The organism is Methanopyrus sp., from assembly GCF_053997775.1.
The window spans coordinates 121,393-139,925 of sequence record NZ_JBMXXF010000025.1; the positions used below are offsets into that span (position 1 = coordinate 121,393).

Sequence of the window (18,533 nt, forward strand, 5' to 3'; positions counted from 1 at the left end):
CGCGGGTGGTTGGGGGGAGCGAATCGTGGCCCGAACGCCTCCCCCGGGCTCGCGTCGGCTGGACTCGTTCATAACCTCTCCTCCCGAGGGTGAGGGGAGGAAGGGGGAGAGGGAGGAAGAGGATCGCGAGCCCTCGCCCAGCCTGGAGGTGAAGACCGCGGACGGGGACGTGTATTACTCCTCGCTCGCGGAGGCGTTCGAGCGGTTGGAGCGGCTCAGCTCCCGCAAGGCGAAGATCGCGCTCATCGCCCAGTTCCTGCGGCAGTGCCCGGAGGACGTGCTGGACACGGTGGCGGTCTTCCTGGCCAACCAGGTGTTCCCGGGCTGGGACCCGAGGGAGCTGGGGATCGGTACGAAGCTGATGCAGCGGATCATCGCGAAGGCCGCTGGCGTTCCCGAGTCCGAGGTGACGGAGCGGTTCAAGCGGTTGGGCGACCTGGGGCTGGTGGCCGAGGAGCTGTTGAAGGGTAGGAGGACGGCCACGCTGCTCTCCTCAAGGCCGCTGACGGTGGGGGAGGTGCGGGAAACGTTCGAGAAGATCGCGGAGGTGGAGGGCGAGGGCGCGGTCACGCGGAAGATGCGGCTGATGATGGGGCTGCTGGCCCGGGCGAGGCCGAAGGAGGCGCGGTACCTGGTGCGGCAGGTGCTGGAGGAGCTGCGCACCGGCGTGCGCGAGAACACGGTGGAGGAGGCCATCTCGCAGGCGTTCGGCGTGAGTCGGAAGCTGGTCGAGCGGGCGCACATGCTCTCCAACGACATCGGGCTGGTGGCGAAGGTCGCGGCGACGAAGGGGGAGGAGGGGCTTCGGGAGATCGACCTGAAGCCGATGCGGCCGATCAAGCCGATGCTCGCGCAGGCGGCGCGGAACGTGAAGGAGGCGCTGGCGGAGGTGGGCGGTAAGGGGGCGGTGGAGACCAAGCTGGACGGGGCCCGGGTGCAGATCCACTCGGACGGCGAGGAGGTGCGCGTGTTCACGCGGCGGATCGAGGACGTGACGCACGCGCTGCCGGACCTGGTGGAGGCGGTCAAGGAGTGCGTGGACGCGGACGAGTTCATCCTGGAGGGTGAGGCGGTGGCGATCAACCCGGAGACGGGCAAGCCGCGGCCGTTCCAGGAGCTGCTGCACCGGATCAAGCGGAAGTACGACATCGAGGAGGTGCGCCGCGAGATCCCGGTCGAGGTCTACCTGTTCGACTGCCTGTACGTGGACGGGGAGTCGCTGGTGGACGCGCCGTTCCGGGAGCGCCGGCGGCGGCTGGAGGAGATCGTGGATGAGGAGGAGGGTCGGCTCATGCTCGTGGATCAAATCATCACCGACGATCCGAGGGAGGCGGCGGAGATGTTCCACCGGGCGCTGGAAATGGGCCACGAGGGGGTGATGGTGAAGGACCTGGACGCGGACTACACGCCGGGCGTGCGCGGGAAGAAGATGCTCAAGGTCAAGCCGGTGCTGGAGACGCTGGACTGCGTGGTCGTGGGGGGCGTCTGGGGCAAGGGCAAGCGGAAGGGGTTGATCAGCTCGTACCTGCTGGCCGTGTGGGATGAGAACAAGGAGAAGCTGCTGGAGGTGGGCAAGGTCGGCACGGGCATGGACGATGAGACGCTCGAGCGGCTGACGAGGCTGTTCGTCGAGGAGAAGGACCTGATCGTCGAGGAGTCCGGGCGCGAGGTGCGGTTCAAGCCGGAGGTGGTGTTCGAGGTCGAGTTCGAGGACATCCAGAAGAGCCCGAAGTACTCGTCCGGCTTCGCCCTGAGGTTCCCGAGGCTGGTTCGGGTCCGGGAGGATCTGGGCCCGGAGGACGCGGACACGATCGAGAAGGTGCGCCGGCTCTACGAGGAGATTCTCAAGAAGCACTAGCGGTTTCGGGGGCCTGGATCAGGTATTCGGCCAGCGCGGTAAGGTTTCTCCAGAACACGAACGGCCCCTCCTCCTCCACCCTCCACCCCCTCACCTCTGGAGTCTGCAGCACGGTCCCGTCCGGGCGGATCCGGTAGCCCTCCACGGGCCGCTCCGAGTTCCCCACGATGCCGACGGAGGGGTCCACCGTGATCCAGCGGCCGTCCACCCACACCTGGACCTGAGCGTGCAGGACCACGCGTCCGGGCGCGCGCAGGCCGGGCACCACGGTCGGGCTGCCGGCGGGCTCGATCAGCACGATCCGGGTGGGGATGCCGTAGCAGCGGCAGAGGTAAGAGAACAGGTACGCGGCCGTGCCGCACGCGCCGCGCCAGCGTCCGGTGAGGAGGAGCTGACCCAGAGCCCGCTCCAGCACGGGCGGGGTGTACTGCCGCGGTTCGGCCGAAATGTCGTACGTCATGGTGTCCGAGACGAGCCGGGCGAGCCGCCTCACGACGTCGATCTCCCGCTCACCTCGGGTCACCCCGGGCACCGTGACGGGCCGCGGGGGCGGGTAGACGAAGAGCTTCACCGCGGTCGCGCCGCCCGACCTCCAGGTCACGACGTCGAGCATGTCGCAGTAGGGAAGCAGCCCGGAGGGCAGCGGCTTCCACCCCATCCCGGTGCGGACGCCGTTCACGTAGGAGCGGGCGCGTTCCGCGTCGATCCCGGCGAGGATCAGCGGTGAGAGGAGCAGGAGGATCAGCGGGATGGTGGCGAGCCACCGGATCCGCAATCACCCCGCTCAGTAGGCCTCCGAGACCGTGGGTCGTAGCTCCACCTCCACCTCCGTGCGCTTCCCGATCCCGTAGTCCTTCGCGTCCAGCACCCGGCCGGTGCCGAACCTCGTGACCGCCAGCCTCGCGGCCTCGAACTCGCGCTCGGAGTACTCTCCCTCGGTCTCGCCCGAGAGGACCCGCTCGTAGACGATCCGGATGGATCGGACCGTGGCGACCACGCCCTCGACGCCCTCCTTCAGCTCCCGCTTCCCAACGCTGGTGATGAACACGTGGTCACCGGGGTTCAGGCGCCGGACCGCGTCGAGGTTGTTGCTGCTTCGGACGAGGAGGTGGGCGCTGCCGCCGGCGATCAACTGCTCGAGTACCCGCGGGCTCACCCCGGTGATGGCGGGCATTCGCAAGCCTCGATCACCCTAGACGAACATCCGCTCGGTGGGTGACTCCTCCTCTTCCTCCTCCACGCCCCGGCGCAGCCGTTCCATCGTCTCCTCGACGGTTTTGGCGATGCGCTCCGCCTCCTCTTCGAGCTTGGAGGTATCGATGTCCAGGCCCATGCCCTCGTTGAGGGCCTCCACGAGCCGCGACGCGGCCCGGGGGTCCGGGTACGTACCGGGGGTCTCGACCAGCAGGCACACGGCGTCGATGCCGCGCAGGTTGCCCTCGAGCAGTAGCGGCCCGCTGACGCCGGTGATCGTGCCGCGATTCAGCGGCTCCGCGACGTCCTTGAACGGCTCGGCCGCCCGCTCGGAGGTCGCGGCGTAGTACAGCCCCGGCTCCCCCTCCAGCTCCGGGGCCCGGATGCCGGCGAGGCAGACGATCGTTTCCACCCCCACCTCCCGGGCCAGGTCGGCCACCGACTCGGAGATCTCCTGGACGACGCCCGGGCGCAGGTCCGCCTGCTCCGAGTAGAAGAACGCGAGCCCGTGGTCGCCGCTTACGAAGAGCCCGGAGGAGGGGTACACGCGACCCTCGTGCACGATCGCGGCCGTGGGCATGTCCTCCGTTTTCATCAGGAAGGCGGGCTCCGCCCCGAACTCCATCACCATGTGCCTCACGGCGATGACGCCCACCATCCCGATGCCCGGATACCCCTCGATGAGCACCTCACACTCGGGCACCTCGTCCACCACGCGAATGAACTCCACGCGGCCCACCGGGACACCCCCGTCCGAGTGGGGCGCGAGGGGACAAAAGGCTACTGCGAGTGAAGCCTACGCTCCACCTCCCGCTGCATTTTCAGGAGCTTACGCTGACCGTTCCCCAGGATGCCCACCCGGCGCCCGCGCCGGGACTCGCTCAGCGCCCGCTCCACCACCTCATCCTCCGGGACCTCCCGCGCGTCCAGCCCGGCCCGACGGAGCTCCTCCAGGACGTCCGGCACGGTCTCCCGGGACAGGCCCGGGAAGACGAACGCCCGCTCGACGCCCGCCTCCCGGAGCAGCTCGCCCAGGCCGCGGACCCGGTAGTCCTCTCCCGGGCGGGGGCTCCCCCAGAACACGAGGTCGAAGGGCCCGTAGTCCCGCACGACGGCCCGGAGGGCCGAGAGGTTGTCCGTCTTCCCCACGACCAGAGCGCCGCCGTCGACCCGGTACTCGCGCACCCGGCCCGGGACGCCCCGAAAGTCGGCCAGCAGGTCGGCGAGCTCCCCCGGCTCCTCGCCGGTCACCGCGGAGACGGCCGCGAGGGCGGCCTTCGCGTCCAGCTCGTAGAACCGACCCCGGAGCGGTAGCCTCGGGCTCACGTCCAGCCGGTCGAAGCAGACGGGGTCGGAGGACATGCGGCGCACCACGTCCCGCTCGCGGCCGGAGCACTTGACCACGGCCACCTCGGCCGCGTCGCAGAACCGGGCCGCCCGCTCCGCGTACCGGTCCAGCGAGCCGTGGTGGTCCAGATGATCGCGTCCCAGGTTGAGGAACACCGCCACGTCGTAGCCCGGGGCGCGGGTGACGAAGTAGTCGAGCGTCATGTCGCAGACCTCGCACACGACCACGTCCGGGCGCTCCCGCTCCGCGCGGACGTAGAGGGTGGCGTACCCGTCGAACCCGCCGCCGGCGTTCCCCCCGAGCAGGTGATCGACGTCGAGGGCGTCGAGCAGGTGGCCGATCATGTGCACCGTGGTGGTCTTCCCGTTCGTACCGCTGACGACGATGAAGTCGGACCGCTCCGGCCACGTCAGCGTGTCCTCCAGGAAGGGCACGCCGAGCTCGCGGATCCGGCGCACGATCTCGGCGTCGTCGGGGATGCTAGGGGAGGCGTAGGCGGCGTCGCACTCAGCGATCTTGTCCAGGTCGTGCCGCCCGAGCTCCACCTCGACGTTCTCCAGCCCCTCCAGCTCGGACACGTCCAGGTCGGTGCGAAGGTCGGACGCGTACACCCGGATCCCCATCTCGGCCAGCCGGCGGGCGCAGGTCCTACCCTCCACGCCCAGCCCGATCACCGCGAGGCTCTTGGGAACGCCCATCGCGCGCCCCGGACCCGGCCGACAGCTCGCGCTCTAAACGTTCCACGCGGGCCAGTAGCTCGTCCAGCTTGGCCTCGACGCGGTCGAGCCGCTGGAGGACCTCCTCCAGCTTGGCCGCCACGAGCTCGAACGGTCCCGCCTGCAGCCGTTCACGGAGCTCGTCCAACGCGGGGCTCCCCATCGTTACGATTCATGTAACGATTCGCGGTGGTGGGCCGGCCGGGATTTGAACCCGGGACCACGGGCTCCGAAGGCCCGCGCTCTGTCCAGACTGAGCTGCCGGCCCGACCCCGTGCGCCCCACGATCCCTGGACGTTAAATGTTTTTCCCGCGGATCCGGACCTCAACCTCGTGGAGCCCCAGGTCCTCTTTCAGGTCCTCGGCGGCCTCCTCGATGTGCTTGACGTCCTCCTCGCTGCGCGGCTCCACGACGACCGTCCCGTGCAGCTGGAAGATGGTGATACCGTAGCCGCGCAGCACCCGCTCCACCTGCTTGCGGAGGTCCTCGGAGGCGCCCGTCATGTCCTCCAGGATGGACTCCACGAACGACTCATCCGGCTCCTCGATCCCGTACTTCTTGAGCAGCTCCTCGCGGGAGAGTTCCTCGGTCTTCTCCTCCGCGGCCTCCTCCTCGACCTCGGTCTCAACCTCCGCTTCCCCACCCTCCGCCGAGGGGACCTCCACCTCTCCGACCTCCGGAAGCTCTTCGGGCTCTTCCTCAACCTCCTCTTCCTCCTCACTACTGAACTCCACAGTGCCCTCCGCGGCGACCCCGGCGCGCTCGTAGGCCTCCGCGACGGCGGACGCCAGGTCGTAGTCGCCCATCTCCTCCACCCCGAGCTGGTACCGGGCGAAGGACTTGACCTCACCGGCCGGGCCCCGGTAGATGTCCAGGACGGCGGGGTCCTGTGGGCTCAGGTCGGCCAGGAGCTCGGTGAGCACCTCGAGGGCCTCCTCGCCTTCCCACCGCTCCTGGGAGGTCACGTTCTCCACCTGGACGTGCGCCACCCGGCCGTTCAGCACGACGATGATCGCGTCGTACAGGTCGCGATCGAGCCGCTTGGTGATGCGGATGACGCCGGAGCTGAGCTCCGCCTCGTTGATGGTGGTGATCAGCTCGTCCAGGTCCTCCACGAACTCGTCCCTCACCACGGCCTCCAGGGTCCTGGGGATCCGCAAGGCGTATCACCCGAGCCGAGGCCCGGTGGGTCGTCAGGGGTCCCGGGTTGGAGGTCCGCGCCAGGGTTCCATTGAAAGTTATTATCTCCGGGGAACACGCGGCGGTGTACGGGTACCCGGCCGTGTCGGCGGCGATCGGGCTGAGCGTGCGGGTGAGGGCGGTGGAGTCGGACGGGGAGGGGTTCCTGATCGAGACCGAGCTGGACGGGCCGGGTCCGGGGAGGGTGCGGGCCCGGGTGGGAGCCTCGGGGGAGCTGAGTCGAGTATCCTCGCCGGGGCTGCGTCGGGAGCTGCGGTACGTGGCGTCGGCGATTCGGGTGGGTGCGCGGGAGTTCTCGCCCCCGCCGGCGGAGGTAAGGATCGAGTGCGAGGCCCCGCCGGCCAGCGGGCTGGGGACGTCGGCCGCGGTGAGCGCGGGGGTCCTGGCCGCGCTGGCGGCGCTCTCCGGGGAGGAGTTGGACAGGGAGCGGCTGCGGCGGCTCGTGCGGCGGGTGGAGTTGGACGTGCAGGGGAAGGCGAGCTGGGTGGACTCGACGACCGTAACCTACGGGGGCGTGCTCTCCGTCTCGGGCCGCGAGTTCCGTCGGTTGGAGTGCCCGAGGGACCCGGTCCTGGTGGTGGCGTACTCGGGTCGGCCGTCCCGGACGGGGGAGATGGTGGAGCGGGTGAGGCGGTTGGTGGGGGAGGTGGGAGAGGTAGGGGAGCGGGTGATGGAGGTGATCGGTGAGGTGGTGTCGGGGGTGGAGAGGGCGTTGGAGGAGGGGGATTTGGAGCGGCTCGGTCGGTTGTTGGACGTGAATCACGGGCTCCTGGCGGCCTTGGGGGTCTCGACCAGGGAGCTGGAGGAGGTGGTGCACGCGCTGCGTGGGGCGGGCGCGCTGGGTGCGAAGGTGACGGGGGCGGGCGGCGGTGGGTGCGCGGTCGGGGTGTTCGAGGACGTGTCCCGGGCCGAGGCGGCGGCGGAGTTGCTCGAGCTGATGGGGTACCGGGCGCACGTTACCCGTCCGTCTCCTCGCGGGGTGAGAATCTCGGGCTAGGCAGGCGCGAGATCAGGGACTTCAGCTTCTTGAAGGTCACCTCGGCCATCATGGTGCCGGCCACGCGGACGGCGTCCACGCCGTCCTCCTTGAGGCGTCGGAGGAGGTACCGGGGTCGCAGGTAGAACTCCAGCATGGCGCGGCGCTGGTACCGTTTGATCTCCTCGGGGGAGAGCTCGGTGGTGGCCGCCACCGGTTCCATGAGGGTGAACTTGTCCCAGTCCCGGTCGACCAGGAGGTCCTTCTCCACGACCTCCTCGAAGAACCTGGTGCCCGGGTAGGGGGTGGCGACGGAGACCACGGCGTAGTCAGGGTCCAGCTCCTTCAGCAGTCGGATGGTGGAGCGGGCGGTCTCGTGGGTCTCGCCCGGCAGGCCGATGACGGCGGACGCGACCGTTCGGATGCCCAGCTCCCGGCAGAGTTCGAACGCCCGCTTCGTCTGCTCCACGGTGAACCCCTTGCCCACGTTGTCCAGGATCTCCTGCGAGCCCGACTCCACGCCGAAGAAAAGGACGGAGCAGCCGGCGTCCCGCATCAGCTCGAGGAGCTCGCGGTCCACGGTGTCCACGCGGGCGGCGCAGCCCCAGGTCACGTCCAGGTCGGCCTCGATCATCAGCCGGCAGATCCGCTCCACGCGGCGCCGGTCGTAGGTGAACGTGTCGTCGACGAAGGCGACGATGTCCGAGCCGTAGCGCTCGCGGACGTGGGCGACCTCGGACACGACGCGCTCGGCGGAGTGCATGCGGAGCCTCCGACCGTGCATGTGGGAGGAGGCGCAGAAGTCGCACCCGACGGGGCACCCTCGGCTCGTGATCACGGTGGTGGCGCTGGTCCGGGCACCGAAGAAGGTGTACCGGTCCATGGGCAGGAGGTGCCGGGCGGGGAAGGGTAGCGCGTCCAGGTCCCGGATCAGCGGTCGGTCCGGGTTCCGCACGATGTCCCCCTTCCTCCGGTACGTGATGCCCAGGACCTCGGACAGTGACTTTACCCCGTCGATGAGGGCGCGGGCGAGGTCGAGGAGGGTGAATTCACCCTCCCTGCGGATGACGATGTCCACGTGCTCGCACTCCTCCAGGCACTCCGCGTCCATGAACGTGGGGTGGTACCCGCCCAGGCACACGATGACGTCCTCGAGCTCCTCCTTCACGATCCGGGCGGCCCGATACGCCTGCTGGATGATGGGGGTGGTGGCCATGATCGACACGATCTTAGGCTTCAGTCGACGCACGGTCCGGCGGAACTCCTCCCAGGTCATCTCCAGCGGTGGGCAGTCCAGGATGCGGACGGTGTAACCGGCCTCCTCCAGCACGGCCGCGATGTAGGCGAGTCCCAGCGGAGGGGCCGTGATCCCCAGGAAGCGTTGGTACTTGGTCGTGACGTCCGGCGGGTTCACCAGGAGCACGTCCAGCCCCAACGTACCATCCCCGGACGGGGGTGGTGTCCACGGTTTATGAAACGGGGGCGAAGTTCGCCTACCGTCACGCCCTTGAGCTGAACAAGGATCGGGTGAAGGAGGTGTACCGCACGCTGACGGAGATGCTCGCGCACGTCCCGGCCCGCGAGTACTCGGACGTGGAGTGCTCGCTGACGATCTGGACGCGCCGCGACGAGGACGTGCCCACGAACGAGCTCGTGGACGGCCCGACCGAGGACGCCCGGTACACCTTCGGGCTCCGGGCGCGCCGGGTGGGAAGGTCGAAGCTGCTGACCGTGGTCTCGGTGCTGTTCGAGAAGAGCGAGCTGAGTCCCAGGGGGTTGAACGTGGAGGACGTGAGGCTCACCGCGGAGGGCTCCGTGAGCCGGGAGATCCGGTGGCGCGGGGGGTCGGTCAGGGACCCCCTGCGAATCGCCCTGTACTTCCTTCGCGAGTACGACCTGGACAGCAGTTGGAGCGTGAAAAAGGCCGTGGACCGCGCGTGGAGGGAGCTGAAGGAGGCGCTGGGGGACCGGGGGGATCGGCGGTCGGGGGTGGAGGGCTGGGTCACCGGGTACGACGGGATCCTGGAACGGTGGCTGCGCGCGCGTGGGGATTGGGTGGAGGTGCAGCTGATCCGGCGCATCCAGAGGCTCGAGGGGCGGTTCTCCCTGTACGGCGTGCGGGCCCGGTTCCCGGCGTCCTCCTCACTTCAGCGGCACGAAGAGTGAGCTCCTCGTGGCGCCGATGCCCGGGTCACCGTGCTCCACCTTCTTCCTGGTCTTGGCGAACTCGCCGAGGTAGTGACCGATCATCTCCGGCTCGATCTTGACCTCCTTGAACTCCTTCCCGTTGTACACGGCGATGGTCAGCCCGACCATCTCCGGCAGGATGATCATGTCGCGGCAGTGCGTGCGGATCACCGGCGGCTTCTTCCCGCGCCGCAGGAGCCTTCGGGCCCGGCGGACCTTCTGCAGCAGCTTCTTGTGCCGGGAGGGCAGGCCCCGCTTCAGCGAGCGGCGCTGGCGCGCCGGCAGCAGCTCGATGAACTCCTCGATCGGCATCTTCATCAGCTCGTCCAGCGTGTAGCCACGGTACCGGAACTCCGCCCACTCCTTCTCCCACCAGTCCGGAATCTCACGGTCCTCCTTCGACTCCTCGGCCATCGGCACGACCCCCTACGCGGGCTTGCCTACGAAGATGTTGTGCCGGTCCCGGGTGATCCGGAGCCTCACCGAACTCCCCACGCTTAATTTCTTGGCGGAGTCCGGGACCGCGATCACGCGGTCCGCGGCCCGGGCGATCATCTCGCCCCGGATGCGCCCCTCCAGGATCACCTCGGCCCGCACCACGTCCCCCCGCCGGAAGGGCTTGGGAAGCGGCCGACGGGGCTCCGTCCCGAAGTGCTCGGGCCGCAGGACCAGCGGTCGCATCCCGGTCCTGCGCTCGAGCTTCCGCAGCCACCGGTAGAACTCCTTCATCGGCACGACCCGGCGCAGGAACCGGGGCCGTCGGCCGAACCGGTACTCCAGGTAATTCTGGATACCGAGCGCGGGCCACCGCTCGCCCGCACCGATCTCGACCGCGAACTCGATGATCTCGACGATGTCCTCGTCGTTGTACCCGGGCAACCACAGCGGGGCCAGCAGCACGTCCGCCCGGGTCTCCCGCGCGATGTACTCCGCGATCCGCATCACGTGCCGGACGTCGTAGTCCCGGGTACCGGCCATCGCGCGCGCCTTTTCCGGGTCCAGGCTGTTGAGGCTGACGTTGAAGCGGTCCAGACCCGCCTCGACGAGCTCGTCCACGTAGTCCTCGTCCAGCGGGACGGCGTTGGTCTGCATCGAGACCACGTCCACGTTGGGGTGCTCCTTCAGGCCCTGCACCAGGTCGGGTAGGAAGGGGTAGAGGGTCGGTTCGCCCTGACCGTCGATGTGCGCCTCCACGCCCTCACCCTTGAAGTCGGCGATCTCGCGGAACCAGTCCAGCAGGTAGTCGGGGTCCACCACGAAGTCCCGCCACCGGGTGCGTGAGATCCTCCCCTCGTCGACGCTGCAGTACACGCAGCAGAGGTTGCACCCCGTGAGTGGCCGCACCTGGAGCACGTTGGTACCACGGTCGATGATGCCGAAGGCGGTGTGGCCGACGAGCGGGACGCCCGAGGCCTCGGTGAGGTAGATCAGCCGCCGGCGGGTGTGGGCGTGAACGCCCGACTCCCCGGCGAGTCGGGAGATCAGGGTGCGCAGCGCCTCCTCCAACCGGTCGCGCCGGGTGCCCTGGGCCACCACCCGGGTTCCCTCCAGGCGCGCGAGCACGCGCCGGCGCTCGATCCGGGAGAGCAGTGAGGAGAGCATGCGGGCGAGTTCCCGGGGACTCACCTCGACCTCGATCAGCCCGTACAGGGTCAGTCGGAGGAGACCCTCCTCCGACCGCACGGTGAGTTGATCGTGGACGGTGGCGAGGTCCACCTCAACCCGGTCTCGGCTGGCCGCCCGCGTACTTGTTCTCAAGCTCGTCGACCGCCCGGGTGAAGGCGTTCACGGCCGCCCTGGCCTTCTTCAGCTGCACCAGGCACTCCCGGATCTTGACGTCCGATAACGCCGGATCGTGCATGACGTTCACGGCGAACTCCGCGTCCTTGCGCCGCTCGTTCAGCGATGACAGCTCCAGCGAAGCCTTCGCCCGGATCTTCTCCACGCGGTGCAGGTCGGAGCTGGAGATCGGGTACAGCTCGCGCAGCGTGCGGAGCCTATCGTTGGTTTTCATGAACTCGAGGCTCAGCTTCCGGTACTCCGCGTCGATGTGATTCAGTTGTTCCCGGTAGTTGCCGAACAGCAGCACCTGGGCCTTGTAACTATACTGGCTGATGGAGGTCACGATCAGGGATGCGATCAGGAGTATAGTGAGCACGGAACCGGAGTACATGGTGGCCCTCCAGACGCGGTTGACGCGCCGCAGCCGGTGGACCGAGGACTCGTTCCTGCCCATCAGTCCTCACCCACCGGCCAGACCTCCACCACGGTCCGGTCCCACGTGGGGTACTCCCGCACGATCACGGCCTCGAGCTCGCAGCCGGCGGCCTCCGCGATGTCGTCCAACAGGTCCGAAAGGTCCTGCAAAACGACCGGTTTCACCTCCACCCGGTCCTCGCGCACCCGCACCCACTCCTCGGGCACCTCGAGGAGCTCCGTCAGCACCCGGGCTACGTCCTCGGGATCGCCCGACCTCACGCGGATCTCCCCGCGAACGATCATCCCGTCCTCGTCCACCATCTCGTGCTCCCGCGCCACGTTTAGGGCGGTTCGCTTGAGCCGCTCGCGCAGCTGGACGGAGTCCTTGACCGAGGAGGGACAGTAATGCAGGGTCAGGGAGACCTCGTCCGCCGCGCGGGCTAGCCCGCCCAGGGCCGTCTCCTCGCTGCCCTTCGCGGCGTCGGAGTCGTCGCTGACTCGGCGGAGTCCCCGGGACCGGAGCTCCCGCGCGTTGGACTCCGTGAACTCGAGCTCGTTGACGTTCAGGAAGTCCAGCCCGTGCCGCTCCGCGATCCGCGCCACCTCCACGATCCAGTCCTCGCGCCCCGGGATCGCGGGCATCTCGAACCCCACGTCCCAGTCGTACCGGGAGGCCAGCCGGGCGGCCCGCTCGTTGACGTCCTCGTCGAACGACGGGTGAATCCGCAGCTCGTCCAGCCCCGACTCGGCGAGCCGGTCGAGCGCCTCCCGGTCCACGGACTCCGCCGGCACGTACGCGTGCACGTGAAAGTCCTCGCCGAACTCTCCCTTAAGAACCGTGAGCGCCCACTCGCACCGGTCCAGCCGCAGGGTGATGTCCCCGCCCGTGAGGCTGGCGCCCTCCGCGCTCATGAGCCTCGCCTCCTCAAGCAGATCCCGCTCGTCGCGGATCGGCCGCTCGTTGGCGTACGCCGCGTCCCTCCCCTTACGCTCCGGGGAGACGGGGCAGTACCAGCAGCCCCGCTCGCACCTGCCGGTGACGAAGACCACCAGCTTGGCGCCTTTGACGCAGAGCCGGCACCCTTCGGGCGGCTCGCCGCGGACGACGTTCCCCGTCCTCAGCCTTCGGAAGCCTCGAGGCAGCCCCGTATCAGCTCCGAAACCCGATCCACCCCCACGGCCGCCGTGAGCGTGCCCGCCCGGGGACCTCGGTCCTTCCCGATGACCACCCGGTAAAAGGCCCGGAAGGCCCTGCCGGGTTTAACATCAGCGTCCCGGGCGGCGTCGAAGAACGCGCGCTGCAGCTCGGACGGGTCCTCGGACTCCACCTCCTCCAACCGCCTCAGCAGGGCCCTCAGGAACGCCCGCTCCGACTCGTCCAGATCCACGGCCTCCGGCTCCTCCCGGACCCTGAACCGGGCCTCCTCCGGGGCGTACCGGTCCACCCACCGGGACGCCTTCTCCAGCCGCTCCCGCAGCCACTCGCGCCCGAACCCGGAGGGCTCCTCCTCCAGGTGACCGGTCCGGAGGAAGATCTCGATCGCCCGCTCGAGCTCCTCGGACCCCACCTCTCCCCGGACGTCGAGCACCTGCGCGACGACGGCGCAGAAGCGGAACGGGACGTGCGGGGGACACTCCTCGGGCACTCCGTCCACGCGCGTGAGCTCGTACAGGCGGCGCTCCCGCTCGTCCGCCTCGCCGCTGAAGTACCGCTCCTCCAGCTCGTCGTAGTCGTCCACGAGCTGGAGCAGCCCGAGCCCCAGGTCCAGGTCGAGGTGCTTGAGCGGCTTGCTGCGGAGCACGAAGTAGCGGAGCACCTCCCGGTGGCACACCTCCGCCCAGTCGGACAGGGTCGCGTAGTGCCCCTTGGAGGAGGACATGGCCTCGCCCTCGAGCGTGATCCACTCGTACGGTACCGGCACCGGGGCCGGGAAGTCGAAAATCTCCTCCACGATCTCGGAACCGACCTCGTAGGAGCCCCCGGACACGTAGTGATCCTTGCCGAAGGGCTCGCAGGCGACGTGAAGGTAGGCCCATCGGGCGGGCCACTCCACCTTCCAGCCCAGCTTGCCCGGGGGCACCTCGAGGCCGTTCACCTCGATCGGCGTCCGGAGGTCGAGCCTGCCGCGGTGGCCGCATCCCTCGAGCACGGCATCGCCCACGCGGTGCCGGCCCTCGCAGGCGTACTCGATCTCCCACCCGTCGACGGACTTGACCCGGGTGGTGGCGATGCGGCCGCACCGCTCGCAGATGGGCATGTACACGCGGGCCTCCTTGAGCCCGAACCGTCGGAAGATGGATCCGAGCCGGCCGTTCTCGTAGTAATCTCGGACGGCCCGCCGGACCAGCTCCGCGAACCCCTCCTCCATGTACAGCTCGGCGGAGGACACCCACTCGACGTCGACGCCGAACTCGCGCAGTTCGCGGACGAACCGCTCGGCCCAGTGGTCGGAGTAAGGGGTGCCGTCCTCGATAGGGATGGCCTTGTACGGGACGCCGAGGTACCTCTCGTCGAGCTCGCCCTCGAGGTCCCGGGGGATGCGTCGAAGCGGGTCCACGTCGTCGGAGACCCAGATCACCCGGACGTCGTGCCCTCGCTCCTCCAGCACCCGGGCCACGGCGTCCGCGGTGAGCACGTCCCGCGCGTTCCCTATGTGCAGCCGGCCGGAGGTCGAGGCGCCGCTCGCCACGACTGCCCTCTCCAGCCCGTGCCTCTCGAGGTGCTCCTCGACCTCCCGCGCCTTCACCTCCGCCCAGTGCCGCTTCAAACGTTAGCTCCCCAAGAACGATTGCGGGGAGGGGGCTAGAGGAAGCCCTTCCGGGCGCGCTCCAGATTCCACTCCGCCTTGGCCGCGTCCGGGTGGTCCTTGTTGACCTCGATCTCGCCGCCGCAGACCGCGCACTTCAGCCGCAGGTGCTTGTACTTCCGACCGCACTCGGAGCACTGGTACGGGCCCTCGTCCTTCGGTAGTTCCAGCTCCTTGGCGATCTCCTTCGCGAGCCGCTCGCCCTCCTCGGTGAGCCAGCGCCCCTTCATGTGTTCGAACTCCACCAGCCCCTTCTCCTCGAGCTCGTTGAGGGCCCGGGCGACCTTGGTCTTGTCCATGTGCACCACGGGGGACAGCTTCTTCACGCCCGCGGGCCCGCCGTCGAACTCCTCGTACAGGGCCAGCAGGACGAGCTTCTCTCGGTAAGTCAGGTCCTCGGGCTCCACCATCCGCCTCACTCCCCCTCCAGCCACTCCATCACCGCGCTTCGGACCTCGCCCCGGTCCGGGGGCTCTATGATTTCTCCGGGGTCTCCGTCCGCCCGACCGCAGAACATCCCCTCGCTGACCACTCCCGCGAACTCCCGGGGCGGCAGCAGCGCCAGGGCCATCGAGTCGCCCTCCTCCACGTCCTTCAGGTTCGTGACCACGGTCCTCCGGCCGAAGTCCCCGGCCTCCACGGTGGTGACCCGGAGGTTGTCGGCCTCCGGGTGCTCGCGCACGCTCAGGACCTCGCACACCGTGCACAACACGGCGTCGGCCTCGTCCCGAACCTCGCGCTCGAACAGCCGGTCGGCGCGCTCGAGGTACTCGAGCAGCCAGCGGAGGTCGGGCTCCTCTGGGTTCGCCGCCTCCTCGAGCTCCGAGCGCAGCGCGGAGAGCTCCTCGGCGACCCGGTCCGGAGGCAGGTACGAGTAGCGCAGCTCCTGCAGCTTGGACTCGATCCTCTCCAAGACCTCCACCAGCCGGCGCCGGTTCACGTCGGAGTACGCGCCGGAGGACGCCCGGTCCTTCACGCGGCTGACGAAGGAGATGAGCAGCCGGATGCGCGGGTCCTCCGGGGTGACGGGTTCCACGATCACACCCCCAGATCGGCGAGCTTCTCCGCCGCCTTGGGGTTGCTCCGGGCCAGCCGCCGGAGCAGCTCGACCGTGGGCTCGCCCGGCGGCCCCTCGACCTTGGCGTGAACCCCCTGCACCCCTACTTTATCCCTGCGTGTGAGCGCCTTGATCCGCTCGTTGACGAGCTGCGTGCTGATGCCCAGCTTGGCGGCCACCTCCCCCTCCCGACCGATGATGGAGTACTCCAGGTGGCCCCACGGCCGCGGCTCGATCATCCGGAGCCGCTTGTCAACGCCTGGTACCCGCTCGTCCCGCTCCAGCTCCCTTGGGGTGAGCTTCCCGGAGAAGTCGTAGAACTCGAGCTCACGGTCCGAGGGGGCGGTGACGGGGACGACGACCTCCACGTTCCGCTCCATCAGGACCTTAACCCGCACGCAGTCCCTGGGGGTGGGCAGCGTGGCCACAACTTTAAGGACCGGGTACGGGGAGGACTCGACGAGAGCGTCCACGACGTGCGGGGACGTGGTGTGGGGCACGAACACGTCCACGTCGCTGCCCTTCCGGACGTCCCCCCGGGCCACGCTACCGTGCACCCATCCCTCCATCCCCAGCTCAGAGAGGGTCTCGATCACCCGACGGGCCCTGCGGCGGAGCCTTCGCAGCAGCTCCCACCTCTCCTTGGAGTACCTCACCTCGCGCATCGTGATCCACTCCTGGGGGCTCCGTGTTGAGGTGGGACGTCCTCCTGACGCTGACGATCGCGGTCGCGGTGGCCGTGGGACTGGGTAGGGCCTTGGGGATGGAGTTCAGGTGGGGGGTCCTTTACAAGTACACGGACCGGGTGCCCGGGCTGGAGCGGTTGCTCCGCGGCCGGGTGGGGGTGCTGCTCCGGGCCACGGTCCGACTCTCCCCGGCGATCGGGATCATAGGGATCGGGCTGGCCACGTATCTGCTGGTGCGGGGGGTTGCGGTCTCGGGCCTCGGTGGAGGCGAGTTCGTGCCCCTGCTACCCGGGGTGACGATCCCGCTCGTTTCGGGCGCGGTCTCCCTGGCCCTCATTCTCGTGGTTCACGAGCTGGGGCACGCGGTGGCGCTGCGACTGGCCGGCATCCGCATCCGTCGCGTCGGGTTTTTCCTGGTCTTGATCTTCCCGGGCGCGTTCGTGGAGCCGGATCAGCGGGAGTTCGAGCGCGCCGATCTGAGGCGTAGGATCGAGGTCCTGAGCGCGGGCCCGGCGTTCAACGTGCTCACGTACCTGGCGTGCCTGGGGGCGGTGACCGGACTGTCGCTCGTCCCGAAGGTGCTGGGGGACGGGATCGTCGTCCACGGGAGGCTGTTCAAGGACGTCCCGCTCGAGCCCGGCGAGCGGATCCTCAGCGTGGACGGGCATCGAGTGCACTCGGTGCAGGATCTCAGGAAGGTGGTGAGCGGGCACCGGCCTGGGGACCGGGTGATCGTCCGGACGGATCGGGGCGTGAAGCGCGTCACGCTGCGAGGTTGGCACGGTCGAACCGTGATGGGGGTCTACGTGATCCCGGACTTCGGCGGGTACTGGCCGTCCGAGCTCGCGCTCCGTCTGATGGCGTTCCTGGAGCTGCTCGGACTGCTGTCCCTGGGCGTGGGCGTGGCCAACCTCCTGCCGATTAAACCCCTGGACGGGGGCAGGATCCTGGAGGAGGTTCTGCGCGAGGTCCTGGACCGCAAGGCGGCCTCCAGGATCGTCACCACCGTCTCCCTGACGGCGCTGGCGTTGCTCATCCTCAACATCCGCATACCGCACAGCGCGCTGGGGTCCTAACGCGCCTTGCGCGTGACCCTGCTTGACAAGCCCGGAATTCGGCTGGAGGCCGTGATAAGGGACGGCCGGGTTGACTTCGAGCTCTCCGGCAGGCTGTCCAGGTTCCTGAGCCCGATCAAGAAGCTGCTCAGGCACCTGGAGGAGGAGAAGCCAGCGGCCGTCCTGAACGATCAGATCGTCTTCTCCCTGTACCTCCCTCCCCTCCCCAGCAAGGCCTTCATTCGGATGATCAAGGCGCGACTGAAGTCCGAGCTGCTGAGGCGCCGAGTCCCGGAGGCCGTCACCCTGGCGGTTACGGCCCGGTGCCCGTGCAACTGCGTGCACTGCAGCGCGGCCCGACGACGCCCGGAGGAACTGTCCGCGGAGGAGTGGAAGGGAGTCATCCGGGACGCCCTGGACCTCGGCACGTACAACGTGACCTTCACCGGCGGCGACCCGCTGGTCCGGGAGGACCTGCCCGAGCTGATCTCAAGCGTGGATCCGGCCCGGGCGATCGCGGCGGTGTTCACGTCCGGGTACCTGCTGAGGGAGCGGGCCCGGGAGCTCGTTGAGGCCGGCGTTTACGCGGTGCACGTGAGCATCGACAGCCCCGACCCCGACGAGCACGACGAGCTGCGGGGGACCCCGGGGCTCTTCGAGCGGTGCCTGGAGGGGATCCGGTCCTGCCTGAAGGAGGGCGCCCTGGTAGGGATCTCCACGTACGCCACCCCCGAGGACGTGGAGACGGGGAAAGTGGAGGACCTGCTTCGACTCGCCCGCCGCCTGGGGGTGCACGAGGTCACCGTGTTCGACGCCGTGCCGACGGGACGCCTGCTGCACCGGGAGGACGTTATGCTGTCCAAGCGACACCGCGAGGAGCTCGCGGACCTGCACCTGAGGTGGAACCGGGAGCGGCGCTCGGGCCCGCGGGTGTCCGTGATGTCGTACGTGAACAGCCGGCGCGGGTCCGGGTGCTTCGCCGGGTACGTGCAGTGTCACGTGACCAACGACGGGGAGGTGACACCGTGCGATTTCACGCCGATCTCGTTCGGCAACGTGCGCGAGATCGGGTTCAAGCGGGCGTGGAGGCGGCTCACGTCGCACCCGGAGTGGCGACGCTGGAGCGAGCGGTGCCGCATGCAGGATCCGGAGTTTCGAAGGAAGTACATCCGGCGCATCAGGCCGGGCGAGCGGCTGCCCGTGAGGATCGAGGAGCTGGAGCGGAGGGCGGGTGAGAAAGGCTGAGGTC

At 69.0% G+C, this 18,533-nt stretch carries 20 protein-coding genes and 1 tRNA gene; 5 read left to right on the forward strand and 16 right to left on the reverse strand.

Annotated elements, in window-relative coordinates:
* Positions 1-25: 25 nt before the first annotated feature.
* Positions 26-1,858 (forward strand): ATP-dependent DNA ligase, encoded by a 1,833-nt coding sequence (locus ACXJJV_RS03685; protein ID WP_456466819.1) that lies wholly within the window; start codon positions 26-28, stop codon positions 1,856-1,858.
* On the opposite strand, the gene ACXJJV_RS03690 is transcribed toward ACXJJV_RS03685, so the two are convergent.
* From ACXJJV_RS03690 to ACXJJV_RS03720, 7 genes are all read right to left on the reverse strand, one after another.
* Positions 1,845-2,633 carry a transglutaminase-like domain-containing protein gene (locus tag ACXJJV_RS03690; protein WP_456466820.1) on the reverse strand — a complete coding sequence of 263 codons (789 nt, stop codon included), beginning with the start codon at positions 2,631-2,633 and terminating at the stop codon, positions 1,845-1,847. The two genes, ACXJJV_RS03685 and ACXJJV_RS03690, sit on opposite strands and share 14 nt — an antisense overlap.
* Positions 2,634-2,642: 9 nt before the next feature.
* On the reverse strand, positions 2,643-3,032 hold the full coding sequence (locus tag ACXJJV_RS03695) for a DUF473 family protein (protein ID WP_456466865.1): 390 nt from the start codon (positions 3,030-3,032) through the stop codon (positions 2,643-2,645).
* A gap of 18 nt (positions 3,033-3,050) precedes the next feature.
* On the reverse strand, positions 3,051-3,791 hold the full coding sequence (locus tag ACXJJV_RS03700) for a proteasome assembly chaperone family protein (protein ID WP_456466821.1): 741 nt from the start codon (positions 3,789-3,791) through the stop codon (positions 3,051-3,053).
* A gap of 41 nt (positions 3,792-3,832) precedes the next feature.
* The gene (locus ACXJJV_RS03705) at positions 3,833-5,098 is read right to left on the reverse strand and encodes a Mur ligase family protein (protein WP_456466822.1); all 1,266 of its coding nucleotides are present in this window, start codon (positions 5,096-5,098) and stop codon (positions 3,833-3,835) included.
* Positions 5,049-5,264, reverse strand: coding sequence for a hypothetical protein (locus ACXJJV_RS03710; protein ID WP_456466823.1), 216 nt, complete (start codon positions 5,262-5,264; stop codon positions 5,049-5,051). Before ACXJJV_RS03710 ends, ACXJJV_RS03705 begins: the two co-directional genes overlap by 50 nt.
* Before the next feature lie 42 nt (positions 5,265-5,306).
* Positions 5,307-5,384: transfer RNA gene (locus ACXJJV_RS03715), tRNA-Arg, on the reverse strand.
* A gap of 29 nt (positions 5,385-5,413) precedes the next feature.
* Positions 5,414-6,277, reverse strand: coding sequence for a DUF2226 domain-containing protein (locus ACXJJV_RS03720; protein ID WP_456466824.1), 864 nt, complete (start codon positions 6,275-6,277; stop codon positions 5,414-5,416).
* Between the two features lie 47 nt (positions 6,278-6,324).
* Here ACXJJV_RS03720 and mvk point away from each other — a divergent pair, with 47 nt between their 5' ends.
* The gene (mvk, locus tag ACXJJV_RS03725) at positions 6,325-7,314 is read left to right on the forward strand and encodes a mevalonate kinase (protein ID WP_456466825.1); all 990 of its coding nucleotides are present in this window, start codon (positions 6,325-6,327) and stop codon (positions 7,312-7,314) included.
* On the opposite strand, the gene ACXJJV_RS03730 is transcribed toward mvk, so the two are convergent.
* A complete protein-coding gene (locus ACXJJV_RS03730; RefSeq protein ID WP_456466826.1) occupies positions 7,274-8,728 on the reverse strand; it encodes a B12-binding domain-containing radical SAM protein in 1,455 nt (484 codons plus the stop codon). The genes mvk and ACXJJV_RS03730 overlap by 41 nt on opposite strands.
* A gap of 23 nt (positions 8,729-8,751) precedes the next feature.
* On the opposite strand from ACXJJV_RS03730, the gene ACXJJV_RS03735 reads away from it, so the two are divergent.
* Positions 8,752-9,459: a hypothetical protein gene (locus ACXJJV_RS03735; protein ID WP_456466827.1), complete on the forward strand. Its 708-nt coding sequence runs from the start codon at positions 8,752-8,754 to the stop codon at positions 9,457-9,459.
* Here ACXJJV_RS03735 and ACXJJV_RS03740 read toward each other — a convergent pair.
* From ACXJJV_RS03740 to ACXJJV_RS03775, 8 genes are all read right to left on the reverse strand, one after another.
* Positions 9,436-9,894 (reverse strand): 30S ribosomal protein S19, encoded by a 459-nt coding sequence (locus tag ACXJJV_RS03740; RefSeq protein WP_456466828.1) that lies wholly within the window; start codon positions 9,892-9,894, stop codon positions 9,436-9,438. The two genes, ACXJJV_RS03735 and ACXJJV_RS03740, sit on opposite strands and share 24 nt — an antisense overlap.
* A gap of 12 nt (positions 9,895-9,906) precedes the next feature.
* Positions 9,907-11,238 (reverse strand): radical SAM protein, encoded by a 1,332-nt coding sequence (locus tag ACXJJV_RS03745; protein WP_456466829.1) that lies wholly within the window; start codon positions 11,236-11,238, stop codon positions 9,907-9,909.
* On the reverse strand, positions 11,198-11,716 hold the full coding sequence (locus tag ACXJJV_RS03750; protein WP_456466830.1) for a hypothetical protein: 519 nt from the start codon (positions 11,714-11,716) through the stop codon (positions 11,198-11,200). The genes ACXJJV_RS03745 and ACXJJV_RS03750 overlap by 41 nt, the downstream gene beginning before the upstream one ends.
* Positions 11,716-12,729 (reverse strand): radical SAM protein, encoded by a 1,014-nt coding sequence (locus tag ACXJJV_RS03755; protein WP_456466831.1) that lies wholly within the window; start codon positions 12,727-12,729, stop codon positions 11,716-11,718. The genes ACXJJV_RS03750 and ACXJJV_RS03755 overlap by 1 nt, the downstream gene beginning before the upstream one ends.
* A gap of 68 nt (positions 12,730-12,797) precedes the next feature.
* Entirely contained in the window at positions 12,798-14,447 is a 1,650-nt protein-coding gene (lysS, locus tag ACXJJV_RS03760; RefSeq protein ID WP_456466832.1) for a lysine--tRNA ligase, read from the reverse strand.
* A gap of 35 nt (positions 14,448-14,482) precedes the next feature.
* Positions 14,483-14,896: a MarR family winged helix-turn-helix transcriptional regulator gene (locus tag ACXJJV_RS03765; RefSeq protein WP_456466833.1), complete on the reverse strand. Its 414-nt coding sequence runs from the start codon at positions 14,894-14,896 to the stop codon at positions 14,483-14,485.
* Positions 14,897-14,901: 5 nt separating this feature from the next.
* Positions 14,902-15,522, reverse strand: a complete 621-nt coding sequence (locus ACXJJV_RS03770; RefSeq protein WP_456466834.1) for a hypothetical protein — start codon at positions 15,520-15,522, stop codon at positions 14,902-14,904.
* Between the two features lie 2 nt (positions 15,523-15,524).
* A complete protein-coding gene (locus ACXJJV_RS03775) occupies positions 15,525-16,208 on the reverse strand; it encodes a nucleotidyltransferase domain-containing protein (RefSeq protein WP_456466835.1) in 684 nt (227 codons plus the stop codon).
* 26 nt (positions 16,209-16,234) lie between these two features.
* Here ACXJJV_RS03775 and ACXJJV_RS03780 point away from each other — a divergent pair, with 26 nt between their 5' ends.
* The gene (locus tag ACXJJV_RS03780) at positions 16,235-17,305 is read left to right on the forward strand and encodes a M50 family metallopeptidase (protein ID WP_456466836.1); all 1,071 of its coding nucleotides are present in this window, start codon (positions 16,235-16,237) and stop codon (positions 17,303-17,305) included.
* Positions 17,306-17,317: 12 nt separating this feature from the next.
* The gene (locus tag ACXJJV_RS03785; protein ID WP_456466866.1) at positions 17,318-18,529 is read left to right on the forward strand and encodes a radical SAM protein; all 1,212 of its coding nucleotides are present in this window, start codon (positions 17,318-17,320) and stop codon (positions 18,527-18,529) included.
* Positions 18,530-18,533: the final 4 nt, after the last annotated feature.

Coding starts and splice junctions, on each gene's coding strand:
- ACXJJV_RS03695 (WP_456466865.1), bottom strand. CDS start 3,032: ATGCCCGCCATCACCGGGGTGAGCCCGCGGGTACTCGAGCAGTTGATC.
- ACXJJV_RS03705 (WP_456466822.1), bottom strand. CDS start 5,098: ATGGGCGTTCCCAAGAGCCTCGCGGTGATCGGGCTGGGCGTGGAGGGT.
- ACXJJV_RS03740 (WP_456466828.1), bottom strand. CDS start 9,894: ATGGCCGAGGAGTCGAAGGAGGACCGTGAGATTCCGGACTGGTGGGAG.
- ACXJJV_RS03750 (WP_456466830.1), bottom strand. CDS start 11,716: ATGGGCAGGAACGAGTCCTCGGTCCACCGGCTGCGGCGCGTCAACCGC.
- ACXJJV_RS03765 (WP_456466833.1), bottom strand. CDS start 14,896: ATGGTGGAGCCCGAGGACCTGACTTACCGAGAGAAGCTCGTCCTGCTG.
- ACXJJV_RS03775 (WP_456466835.1), bottom strand. CDS start 16,208: ATGCGCGAGGTGAGGTACTCCAAGGAGAGGTGGGAGCTGCTGCGAAGG.